This window comes from Syntrophorhabdus sp. (genome assembly GCA_012719415.1).
In the GTDB taxonomy this organism is placed as follows: Bacteria; Desulfobacterota; Syntrophorhabdia; order Syntrophorhabdales; family Syntrophorhabdaceae; genus Delta-02.
Genome location: JAAYAK010000261.1, coordinates 1 through 8,973 on the forward strand (window position 1 = coordinate 1; position 8,973 = coordinate 8,973).

The 8,973-nt window shown below is 56.1% G+C and carries 10 protein-coding genes; 6 read left to right on the top strand and 4 right to left on the bottom strand.

All coding sequences use genetic code 11. The features are described from left to right. Positions 1-193: 193 nt before the first annotated feature. On the bottom strand, positions 194-1,168 hold the full coding sequence (locus tag GXX82_15370) for a cytochrome C biogenesis protein CycH (protein NLT24420.1): 975 nt from the start codon (positions 1,166-1,168) through the stop codon (positions 194-196). 341 nt (positions 1,169-1,509) lie between these two features. Here GXX82_15370 and GXX82_15375 point away from each other — a divergent pair, with 341 nt between their 5' ends. Continuing rightward, entirely contained in the window at positions 1,510-1,767 is a 258-nt protein-coding gene (locus tag GXX82_15375) for a hypothetical protein (GenBank protein NLT24421.1), read from the top strand. Between the two features lie 443 nt (positions 1,768-2,210). Continuing rightward, positions 2,211-3,233, top strand: coding sequence for a hypothetical protein (locus tag GXX82_15380; GenBank protein ID NLT24422.1), 1,023 nt, complete (start codon positions 2,211-2,213; stop codon positions 3,231-3,233). A 30-nt stretch (positions 3,234-3,263) separates the two neighbouring features. Here the strand turns inward: GXX82_15380 and GXX82_15385 are convergent, their stop codons facing one another. The 3 genes from GXX82_15385 to GXX82_15395 form a co-directional block, all read right to left on the bottom strand. After that, positions 3,264-3,650, bottom strand: a complete 387-nt coding sequence (locus tag GXX82_15385; protein NLT24423.1) for a putative toxin-antitoxin system toxin component, PIN family — start codon at positions 3,648-3,650, stop codon at positions 3,264-3,266. A 19-nt stretch (positions 3,651-3,669) separates the two neighbouring features. After that, a complete protein-coding gene (locus GXX82_15390; GenBank protein ID NLT24424.1) occupies positions 3,670-3,855 on the bottom strand; it encodes a hypothetical protein in 186 nt (61 codons plus the stop codon). 171 nt (positions 3,856-4,026) lie between these two features. Next, positions 4,027-4,497: a hypothetical protein gene (locus GXX82_15395; GenBank protein NLT24425.1), complete on the bottom strand. Its 471-nt coding sequence runs from the start codon at positions 4,495-4,497 to the stop codon at positions 4,027-4,029. A gap of 182 nt (positions 4,498-4,679) precedes the next feature. On the opposite strand from GXX82_15395, the gene GXX82_15400 reads away from it, so the two are divergent. From GXX82_15400 to GXX82_15415, 4 genes are all read left to right on the top strand, one after another. Continuing rightward, complete coding sequence (locus GXX82_15400) at positions 4,680-5,606, top strand: hypothetical protein (protein NLT24426.1); 927 nt, start codon at positions 4,680-4,682, stop codon at positions 5,604-5,606. Positions 5,607-5,621: 15 nt separating this feature from the next. Next, positions 5,622-6,353, top strand: coding sequence for a hypothetical protein (locus GXX82_15405; protein ID NLT24427.1), 732 nt, complete (start codon positions 5,622-5,624; stop codon positions 6,351-6,353). Between the two features lie 159 nt (positions 6,354-6,512). Then, complete coding sequence (locus GXX82_15410) at positions 6,513-7,133, top strand: NAD(P)H oxidoreductase (GenBank protein NLT24428.1); 621 nt, start codon at positions 6,513-6,515, stop codon at positions 7,131-7,133. Next, positions 7,130-8,973 (top strand): potassium transporter (locus GXX82_15415; protein ID NLT24429.1); only part of this gene is annotated, 1,844 nt, incomplete at its 3' end. The genes GXX82_15410 and GXX82_15415, both read left to right, overlap by 4 nt.

An 8,973-nucleotide genomic window follows, 5' to 3' on the forward strand; every position in this document is an offset into this window, starting at 1 on the left:
TTCCCATCTCAATACCTTTCTTTGCTGTGTTCTTGCCGAAGCTCGTCGCCGGGCGCACCGGGTGGACATAGCGGATACTCGCGACTTCTATTACCGTTGGAAGTTCCCGGCGGGGGAGAAAGTCTTGAAATATCTTTTCCAGCACAACGGGTGTGCGACTGGTTTCTTGAATTGCGGGCCACGGCACGACTGTTCATCGATTCCTTCGATCAATAAGACTGACAACAACTCCAGTGAGAACAGTCTTCTCTTCCGGACGGCTTTCGGCAATGAGCAGTGTCATGGCCACCAACGCGTTGTCTGCAATCCGTTTGGAACCATCCGCATTGTACAAGATTCCGTTTTTCTCGAGAAACCATAAAAAGAGGGCCGCGCCTATTCGTTTGTTTCCGTCGATAAACGAATGGTTCTTGACGAGGAAATAGAGCAACTGCGCGGCCTTGTGTTCAAGCCCCGGATAGAGATCCCTGCCGTCAAAGGTCTGCACTACATTGGCAAGGGATCCCCTAAGGCTGTCGTCTTTTTCGAGGCCGAACAGATCTCCGGCCCTGAACTGCCTGCGCAAACGCCCTATGATCCTGACAGCCTCTTCATACGTGACAGCCGAAACGGTGGCTACCGTCACCTCGCCCGCACGAACTCGGCCGTGATCATAATCGTCCAGGAGATCAAGCGCATAGCTGTAGTCTGCAACAACCCGGAGCAAGGCTGTCGCTTCGTCACCCGTCAGAGATTTCCTGTCCGCAATGTCGGCGATCAGCCTGATTGCCCTGTTCAGTTCCCTGAGCCGTTTCTGGTTTGTGGAATAGCCCTTGAGAATGTGGTCGCGGAGCACGTTTGTGGCCCAGATACGGAACTGTGTTCCTCGTTTGGAGTTGACCCTGTAGCCTACGGAAAGAATCATGTCCAGATTGTAGAGCTTCGTTTGGTACGTTTTTCCATCCTCGGCAGTACGTGCAACATTTGCACATACTGAATCGAGATGAAGCTCCCCGGTCTTCAGTATGTTGTTTACATGCTTGGTGATAACGCTTCGTTCTGTTTCGAACAACATTCCCATTTGCTTCTGAGTCAACCAGAGCGTATCTTCCCGCAGATTAACATCCAAAGTCATCCGACCATCCTCTGATCTGTAGAGCACAATGTGTTCAACAAAACTCTCTTGCATGCCCGGCTCCTTCCTTTTCGGCCTTCTGATTGCTATTACTTCGCGAGAACAAGAAAATGGGCGGCTAAAGGACGAACAGGGCTACAGAGGGGCTGGTCTGGAAATACCCAACCCCTGGTCCGCCTGCACCGGTTCTCTGAGCTCGTGCCAGGCTTGACCTGGCCCATCCGAAAGTGAACGCACTGAGTTCAGAATTGACCTGGATTCCCCTGCGGGCTGCCTATTTCACATATGATGGAGCCATCATATAATGAACGGCGTAACTTTTGAATGGGACCCGGGGAAAGCCATGTCGAACCTGCGCAAACATAACGTATCTTTCGATAAGGAAAGGAAGATCTATGAAGAAAGCTGAGAGCAATGACGAGCTTCGCCCACTGTACACTCGCGAAGATTTCGGCAAAGGCATCCGCGGCAAACATTTCGAAGCTTACCGCAAGGGCACCAACCTCGTTCTCCTCAGTCCCGATGTGGCGAAGGTCTTCCCCACCGATGAGGCGGTCAACGAGGCATTGCGGTCACTGATCAACCTTGCCCGCAAATCGACAGGCCTCAAGAAACGTTCCCCCCGGACAACCAAGCAAAAAACCACGGCATAGCTCCGCCACGGTCAAAAACGTTTATCGATCTCCCCCTCCCGCGCGAGCGGGAGTGCAAAGGCGGCCTGATCGTGGAAGGCTTCGCGATCAGACCGTGTCTTTTCTCTGTGAACTCTGCGGACTCGAGCGAAGCGGGCGAGAGACAAGGTCTTGTGCCGAAGACTCTGGGTCAACCCCTGTTTACTCGTGCTCATGCGTTAACCCTCAAGCCATTCAAGCTACTCAAGCGATTCAAGCCGTCTTTTCGCCTTCATCCTCTTAAGTAATGCCCGACGAAGGCGATAGAAGTTTTAATGGCGTTTCACAAAGAATGATGGAATAATGCAGTGGGGGTAAACAACTTCGGAGGTATTGGCGGGTCATCGACCGGGGAAACGGCCTTCCGACCGTTCCGCCGGCAGAAATGCTATATCCACAGAATACACTCGTGATCCTGCCTGAACATGAAAACTGAACTCCTTATACTGATCTCGGAGGCAATGGTCGTTTACTTTCTCGTGCTCTGGGCGCATTCCCTGCGTGACCGGTTCGGGCTGGCCCATTTCTACGCGCTCATGGGAGGGATCACCGCCGTCATGTCGTGGGTGACCGACGCAGGTGTCACGGTGCAGATCGCGGGCATCACGTTCATGGTCGGGTCCACCGTCTTTTACACGTCGCTCCTGCTGGGAGTCTTCGCCGTGTACATATTCGACGGGCCCCACGCCACGCGCATTGCCATATCGACCGTCGCCGGGGTGTCCGCGATGGTGCCGCTGATAGCGCTCGCCCTGCACCTGCAGACAAAGTTCATCGGCGCGAGCCCCCTCGCGCATGTCCCCATCCCGAGCTTCAGGATCAACACCGCTTCGGTGGCCACCACCGTGGCGGACCTCATCTTCCTGGCGATGGCATGGGAGTTTCTCGGCAAAACGAGGTTCAACCGGCTCTGGCTGAGGGCCTTTGTCACCCTGCTCGGCGTGATGTGGCTGGACGTGCTCCTCTTCGCGACGGGCGCCTTCCTGGGCAGTCCCGACTACGTCAACATCATGAAGGGCACCCTGCTCAGCCGCCTCGTCATCGCGGTCTTCGCCTTTCCCTTCCTGTACCTCTATCTGAACTGGCAGAACTCGAAGAAAGGGAACCCCATAGAGAACAGGCCCGTGCTCGCCATCCTCAAGGAGGTCGCCGAGACAAAGAGGGAACTCGGCCTCGCGCAGAAGGAGATCCGGCGGCGCCAGGATGCCGAGAGGAAGAACGAGGAACTGATCGGAGAACTCAAACAGGCGCTGGCGGAGGTCAAGACCCTGCGCGGCTGCCTGCCCATCTGCTCCCACTGCAAGAAGATCCGCGACGACCAGGGATACTGGCAGCAGATAGAGACATACATGCGCGACCACATCGACGCCGAATTCTCCCACAGCATCTGCCCCGACTGCGCCAAAAAACTCTACCCCAACCTGGCCAGAAGAACGCCAAAGAAATAATACCCGCGGAGGAATCGGGGACCAGACCGCTTAAGCCGTCGTTATGAACGTCCTCGGGGTCACTATGCGGAGACGAAAGGGAAGACCCCCTATGTCCAGCAGGTCTCTATCCCCGGTGATCAGCATATCCGCTCCGGCTTCGACGCAACACTCCAGCACCATATTGTCCTTGGGATCCCGGCAGACCTTCAGCACATCCCGGGGCACCACAACTCTGGCAGACGACACAAGGGCGGCTATTCCCGCTATCAGCCCCTTAAACTGTTCTTTGTCTATCTTGTTCTTCCGGAAAAGTTCCTGCGGTACGTCACGATATTCGTTGAGCAGCGATGGCGAAACACAAATCTCCGTCTCTTGAAAGGCTTTCATCAAGGCCCGTCTCGGTAAACCGCCAAAGGCAAAGGCCGAAACGACCACCCCCGTGTCGATGACGACCTTAGGCTTTCTTTTCGTAAGCCTTTCTCCTGACCGTTTTCACCGCGTTATCAACATCTCTTATGGTGAGGGATGTCTTCTTGAAGGCTTCACCGGCAACTCTAAAGGCGGCCTCAAGCCTGTCCTTCGGCGAGAGAGCTGCCAGAATGTAATCTCCAGGATCGATCTTTTTTGCAGTGTCCTTCATATTGCCACCTCCCCTGCCCGATTTCACAAACAAACGGACTCGATAAGAGTTTATCGTCAATACTATCAAATAGCCCGGGGCGGAGTCAACTACTGGAAGCGGGAAGACAGCTTGAAGCGCGAGTTCTCCATATTTAACCTGCGACGTGAAACCTGAGACCTGAAACCGTCTTTACTCTTCCCCCACCCGCTCCCAGCTGGCCGAGGTGACCTTCCAGTCCCCCGATATCTTGTTCAATGAGACATCGAAGCGGTAGACGCCGAGTGATTCGGGGATGACGTCGGCGGGAGAGCCCGTCTTCTTTCCGCTCGTCAGGACAGTCTGGAATGCCGCCCTGGCCGACGCCCCGTCGACGGATACTCTCAGATAGTTGATGTACACGGTTATCTTCGGATGTCCCAGGAAATAGCCGAGCAGGACCCTTCTGACATCGTCGCGGTTGAACCCCCGGGGATCGCTGTACGTGTCCGCAAGGGCGCTGACCACCTTCTTGATCTCCTTCTCTTCGACCGCCGCCTGAGCGTCCGTGATGACCTTCTTCACCTTGTCCTCTTCGGTCTCTCGACTGCAGCCGCAAGCAAGCACGGCGACAACAGCGACAAGAACAAGGCCGATCGCTGCGAAACGTTGTATTGTAGACATTCGCCACCCTCCGCGGTAAGCGTACCAGACCGCATCCCTCATGATAACACCATTACGGACCGCGATGCGAGGGTCAAAATGGTTGTTCCGTCCCGAACGGACGCGGGCATCGTCCCTCCACGGTCACCGTTTTCATCACCAGGAAGTAATATAGGGAAAATTTCCGAAGAGGAGGTCTTCGAATGACACGTGACTGGATGGGTAGATGCATCGGATATGGCGCTCTTTTCGCTCTTCTTGCCGTGATGTTTTGCTCCTTTTGCCCGGCTTGCGCGGCCGAGCCGGAGAGACCCGAATGGGTGCGTTTCGGCACATGCACCTCCCCCGGTGACGCCGCCTGCGCCGGGTGGCCGGAGGACGAAGAGAGCATCAGGTCCGTAAAGGACGGACGGGACACGTTCATTTACAGCGTTGTGTATGAACCGGAAGAGGGGTATGCCTACGGGTATTTCAGGCAGGTCGCCTCCGGCAGACTGAGTTTTTCCATCGTCACGGGGAAACCATCCTATGAAGACGGTGTCATGCCCATTAAGGTAGTCATGGAGGACAACAACCCTCTTGTCGTTATCTATCAAAACTGGCACTTCGGGCGATACGATCTGGGAATCTTCGATGGCCGGTCCTATTCCGAATTCGGTCTGGGGAGTCACACGCCGGTGTTTGAGGACCTCGATGGAGACGGCATGTACGAGACGATGGTCCACCGTTACATACCCGTGGTCTCGCCAAGCAAGGATATCACGGAAGTCATATCCGATCTCGATGCGGAGGGGCCTATCCTCGCCATCTATCGCTATACCCCTCGCTTCGTCCGTGTAAAGGGCAAGGGGTTCGAAAAATACTTCGTGGCCCACGCCAAGGAACTTATCGAAGACACGTATCCCCGGTGGATGGAAAAGGCAAAGGCTTCCGGCATGACAGAAAAGGTCAGGACGCAGCTCAATTATATTGTGGAAAACTGGCTCGCCACGATTGAAAGTACACAGGACCCGGGGATCATCAGTGAAACTCTGAAAAAGCTTGAAACACTCCCCTATCCCTCCCCGTTGGCAAAGAAAGGAACGATAGAGAGACTCGTGAGGCAGGGATACCCCATGCTGAAACAGTAGGTAAAGGAGGACAAGATGAAGAGAACACCTCTTAATAAGAATCAGACACGGAACGCACGGTACATACTCGAGAGGGCACAGCAGGCAGGGCTGTCCAAGGACGATGCCTACACCGCCGCATGGTTTGCGTTTGCAGAATCTAGCCTTGGAGAGAAACTACGAGGACAGGGCACCATAGGCGGCATGTATCAGTACAGCCAGGGAGCGTGGGATACCAGGGCCGGGACATACAGGTACGACCCGAAAGAACCCGACCGGAATCTCGAGTTCAAAGGTTTCCCGTGGAAGACCAACAAAAACCAAACCGGAGCGCAGGTAACCGTACTGCTGGCCGATCTAGAACGATACAAAAAGGAGTTCGACCGACTCCTGGACGGAGCCGACCCCGGAACGGTATTCAGAAAGGATACCCAGGGGCGGATAGCATGGGAGAGGTTCATCGACCCTGCCAACGGGGTCCCCTTCACCTTTGAGGATTATGCCTACCTGCGGCACAACACGTCCATCGACCAGACAAAGAGGGTAAACGGTCTCAGGACGGGCGACCCTGACGGCGCCTACGAGGCCATCAGGAACGAGACCGATATCGTCTTCAATCCGGGTTACCAACCGGGACCGTACGGGGCTGGATCGAAAGATATTTCCGATGCTATGGAAGACACGCCGGACATGGTTGGCCTCCTATCAAGCGCTGTCGCAGCCGACGATGACGAAGACCAGTGCTTCGGTCCCTCACCGGGCATGTAATGAACAATGACGAAGAGAAACCGGTATGGCGATGTGCGGGTTTGGGGTCACTCGTCTTCCGGTATGGCGTCTTGTCATGCATGTGGCCGATATGATACTGTACATTACCTGCCGCAGTGATGGAGAGAACTGGTTCTCCGGCAGGAAAAGACCCCTTGTATGGAGACGTCGAAGACCAACATTCTCATACTTTTCGCCCATCCCCGCTTCGAAAGATCCCGGGTGAACCGGGCCCTCCTCACGGGGGTCTCAAACCTGCCCGGCGTTACCCTTCACGACCTTTACGAGGAATACCCCGATTTCAACGTCGACGTGGAGCGGGAGAAGGAACTCCTTCTTGACCATCAGGTCATCATCTGGCAGCATCCCCTGTACATGTACGGGGCGCCGGCCCTGCTCAAACAATGGATCGACATGGTACTTGAACACGGTTGGGCCCATGGCGAAGGCGGCACCAATCTCAGGGGCAAGGTCATTTTCAACGCCCTGACCGCGGGCGGCACGAGGGATGTCTACGTGTCAGGGGGACACGGGCACACGCTTCCGGAGTTTTTCATATCCTTTGAACAGACGGCGCGCCTGTGCAACATGGTCTACCTACCCCCTTTTGTCGTACACGGCACGTACCTTCTCACAGACCGGGAGTTGGAGGAATGCGCGGGGGCCTATCGCAACCTTCTCGAGCAACTGACGAAGGGCGGAACGGAGCTGAGGGACATTTTGGACTGCGAATACCTCAACGACTGGCTTCAGGCCGGGAAGGAAACGGCTGACGGATGAACAATGGCTTTCTCCACGATGCTCTGATCTATCTTGCGGCCGCCGTTGTGTTCGTGCCCATCGCGAAGAAGCTGGGGATGGGTTCGGTGCTGGGCTACCTGCTGGGCGGCATTATCATCGGCCCCTTCTTTCTGGGCTTTGTGGGCCAGGAAGGCAAGGACATCATGCACTTCGCCGAATTCGGCGTGGTGATGATGCTCTTTCTCATCGGTCTTGAACTGGAACCCGCCAGCTTCTGGAAGATGCGCAAGCTCATCGCAGGAACAGGAGCGGTGCAGCTGGGCGCCACGACACTGCTGTGTTTCGGCGGTCTCCTTGTCGCCGGGTTCTCCTGGCAGGCGGCCCTTGCCTGCGGCCTTGCCTTCTCCATGTCGTCCACGGCAATAGTGATGCAGACCCTGCGCGAGAAAGGGCTGACGAAAACCGAATCCGGAAGGTCCTCGTTCGCTGTCCTGCTTTTCCAGGATATATCGGTCATACCGATCCTTGCCTTCCTGCCCCTTCTGGCCATGTCGTCCGCGCCCCAGGCGGTGGAAGGGCACAAGACACTGCTCGAAGGCTTGCCCGGATGGGCGCAGACCCTCACCCTCATAGGTGCCGTCGCTGCCGTCATTCTCGGAGGGCGTCTTGTCATCGTGCCCTTCCTGCGGTTCATCGCGCGGATACGCCTCCGCGAACTCTTCACCGCTGCCGCTCTGCTCATCGTCATTGCCACCGCCGACCTGATGATAATAGTGGGTCTCAGTCCGGCCCTCGGAACATTCCTCGCGGGTGTGGTCCTCGCCAACTCTCAGTTCCGCCACGAGCTGGAGAGCGATATCGAACCCTTTAAGGGGGTGCTGCTCGGCCTGTTCTTCATAGCCGTGGGGGCTTCCATCAATTTCAGGCTTATCCTCGACAATCCCCTCACGGTCACCGTGCTTGTCCTGGGCGTCATCGCCGTCAAGGCCTTCGTGCTCAACATGACGGGCAGGATGTCCCGCCTCAGTTTCGACCAGAACAGCATCTTCACCCTGGGGCTGTCCCAGGTCGGTGAGTTCGCCTTTGTGCTTTTCGCTTTCATTGCCCAGCTCCGTATCCTGTCGGCTCACTGGTCGGATATGATGATGGGTGTCACGGCAATCAGCATGGCGGTGACACCTTTGTTGCTTCTCGTGAACGAGCGGCTCATCCTTCCGAGATTCGGAACGAAAGAGGCCCCTGAGACGAGGGAAGCGGACAAGATCGAAGGTGAGCACCCCGTCATCATTACCGGATTCGGACATTTTGGCAGCACGATCGGCAGGTTCCTGAGAGCGAACGGTATCCACACGACCATCCTGGACAACGATTCCGACAGGGTGGAGCTGCTGAGGAAAATGGGGTTCAAGGTCTTTTACGGCGACGCCACGAGGATAGACATCCTGAAATCGGCCGGGGCGGAAAACGCGAAGATCCTCATCGCCTCCATCGATTCACCGGAGATCAACGCTGAGATGGTGGAAAAGACCAGGACGGAATTCCCCCACCTCACGATCATGGTCCGGGCCCGCAACCGGACAGACGCGTACGACCTCATCGATGCCGGCGTGAAGAACATATATCGCGAATCCCTGGAGACATCGGTACGGATCGGGGTTGACGCCCTTGTCCACCTCGGTTTCAGAAGATACACCGCCACCAGGGCGGGCCAGAATTTCATCAAGTACGACGAGGCCGCGCTCCCCCGCCTGGCCGCTCACCGCCACGATCAGGAAGCATACATATTCAACACCCGGGAAGAGATCTCCATCCAGGAGGAACTGCTCACGAAGGACCACAGGGACAACCCGGCCATAAACGACCACGCCTGGGACAGGAA